General features: G+C 38.2%; 1 protein-coding gene and 2 pseudogenes. All 3 read left to right on the forward strand.

What is annotated here, in order from left to right:
* Nucleotides 1-304: 304 nt before the first annotated feature.
* Nucleotides 305-595 (forward strand): annotated as a pseudogene (locus C7H79_RS19625) (transposase); the annotation flags it as partial.
* 83 nt (nt 596-678) lie between these two features.
* Nucleotides 679-881 (forward strand): annotated as a pseudogene (locus tag C7H79_RS16845) (IS3 family transposase); the annotation flags it as partial.
* Nucleotides 882-1,049: 168 nt separating this feature from the next.
* A complete protein-coding gene (locus C7H79_RS16850) occupies nt 1,050-2,315 on the forward strand; it encodes a Y-family DNA polymerase (RefSeq protein WP_106708385.1) in 1,266 nt (421 codons plus the stop codon).
* Nucleotides 2,316-2,636 lie beyond the last annotated feature (321 nt).

Consider the following 2,636-nt stretch of genomic DNA (forward strand, 5'->3'; position numbering starts at 1 on the left):
CATGCATTATTTAATTGCACTATGCTTAAACCAGTCCTGAAGCCTCTACTTAAAAAGTTCTAATGGAAAATCTGGGATTATGGCAGAAGAGTTAAATGATCGACCAAGAAAACGTTGAATTTTTTATCGCCATCACAGAAAATTTCAGCAGTGTTGCAATGACCGGTTGAATCTCCAGTGTTTTACTTAAGACATTGATTTCAACACTTGGTTTGTTGGCCAAGCGTTGGCTAATGTTTTCAGCTGAACTAAAAGAACTCGATTCGACTCTTGATAATTTGACGAGTCAGCGAAGCGCCTTCGAAACCAGTTTGGGATCGGGCCACAAACGGCGGCGATACTTATCGCTGTCGCAGGGGATAATCCTGAACGTTTAAGGAATGAAGCATTAGCGGCGTTATGTGGTGCAAGACCACTGCAGGCATTCTCCGGAAAGACTATCCGTCATCGATTAAATCGAGGAGGTGATCGATCTGCAAACAACGCTCTATGGACCATCGCGATGGTACGTATGCGCAGTGAGCTGAGAACTCAAACCTATGTGGCACGACGTGCAGCTCAAGGGATGCCAATAAGGAAATTCAACGCTGCCTGAAGCGTTATATTGTTCGTGAGCTATATCCGCTTATTCTTGCGGATCTGTCAGATGCAGCTACAATTACTTGACATAGGAGCGCCAATGCAGGTGCGGAAAGCTCCTTTGGCAGCCTCAGCAGGAACGCTGCCAATGGCGGTAATACCAAACCCGCTATGAAGCACAGCAGGACATTTTGCAGTATATTGCCGTGTTTTATAACAACCAAAGACTGCATTCATACCTGGATTACATAAGTACGAACCAATATGAAGCCGAAGCAGCAAAAACCATGAAAGTTGCTTAACTGAGGTATCCGGTTTTACTTGACCAGGTCAAATTTCACCCTGCCTTTCCTTTATTGTTAAAAAAATTATCTTATTTGTTTGCAAGTACATAAATAAATCAAATTGACACTGTTTATTGCGCATGATTGAATAATGCACATTAATCAAATGTAAAGAGTGTGTAAATTATGCGCAATATAGCCCTTATCGATGTAAATAATTTCTATGTGAGTTGTGAACGAATATTCAATCCAAAGCTAGAAGGTAAGCCCGTTATTGTCTTATCTAATAATGATGGATGTGCAGTGGCCAGAAGCAATGAAGCCAAAGCATTAGGAGTAAAGATGGGACAGCCTTGGTTTCAATTTAAAGACTTAGCACAAAAACATCGAATCATTGCTTATTCGTCAAATTACACACTTTATGATGACATGAGCAAACGTGTAATGAATATACTTTCAACTTTTAGCCCTAATCAAGAAGTTTATTCAATTGATGAGTGCTTTCTTGATCTAACCGGATTTGGAAATCTACTGGAGTCTGGTCAGAATATGCGGGAAACAATAAAGAAGTTTCTAGGATTACCTGTTTGTGTTGGTATTGGCGCAACTAAAACACTTTCAAAACTTGCAAACTACATTGCAAAAAAATACCCCAAATTGGATGGAGTATGTAATCTAAATGACATGACACCATTCCAACAAGACATTTGGTTTAAAAGAATCAAAGTAGGAGAAATTTGGGGAGTAGGGAGACGCCTTGCGCCTAAACTAAATCAATATGGAATCGAAACAGTTTATGATTTAAAACAAGCTTCATCAACTACAATGCGCAATAAATTTTCTGTGGTAATGGAAAAAATAATACGAGAGCTTAATGGGATATCCTGTATTGATTTGGAAGAGGTAACTCCACCCAAAAAGGAAATTGTATGTTCCCGTTCATTTGGTATAAAAATAACTTCATTAACTGATCTGGAAGAAGCGGTTTCTTTATATATTAGCCGTGCATCAGAAAAATTAAGACGGCAACATTCTTATACTGGTTCAATAAGTGTTTTTATTAACACAAGTCGTTTCTCGAAGCCCAAGGATAATTATTTCAATGTTATACGTATACCTCTTCCAACACAATCGGCTAGCACAATCGTCTTAACCAAGGCAGCCATATGGGGCTTAAGAAAAATATATAGACACGGTTACAAATATCAAAAAGCTGGCGTGATACTGTCCAATCTCGTAGACACCGAAATCCGTCAAACTGATTTATTTGGATTATCTCCAATCAGTAATAGATATCAATTAATGAAAGTTGTAGACAACATCAATGATCGAATGGGAAAAGGTTCTATATGGCTCGCCTCACAAGGCATAAAGCAGAGTTGGTCAATGCGAAGGGAAAACGTTAGCCAAAACTATACAACAGATTGGGACGAATTACTTTGTATACAATAATCTTTATTCAATTTTCTTCTATGTGACTTACCGTAACTGGCTATCTCGGTTATAAAATATTTGTAAGCTTCTGATTTATCAATACCACATGTGATCAGAAAAGCTCAAAAACATAGTATGCAGCGGTCTTTATATTTTTGCTTGTTTCATGATTTTCTGTACTGGTAAATAAAATTTTTAAGCCTTGCTTGATGCGAGTTATCGGAATACTTTATTCCTTTACGTGAGAAGCGAAAAATTCAGCATTTGAAGGCAACGCGGGATCAGAACTATTATGAGTCCTTCAAGCTACTAAAGGAAGGTTGATTAATTATTGAGTTG

This window comes from Nitrosomonas supralitoralis, from assembly GCF_003011925.2.
Taxonomy (GTDB): domain Bacteria; phylum Pseudomonadota; class Gammaproteobacteria; order Burkholderiales; family Nitrosomonadaceae; genus Nitrosomonas; species Nitrosomonas supralitoralis.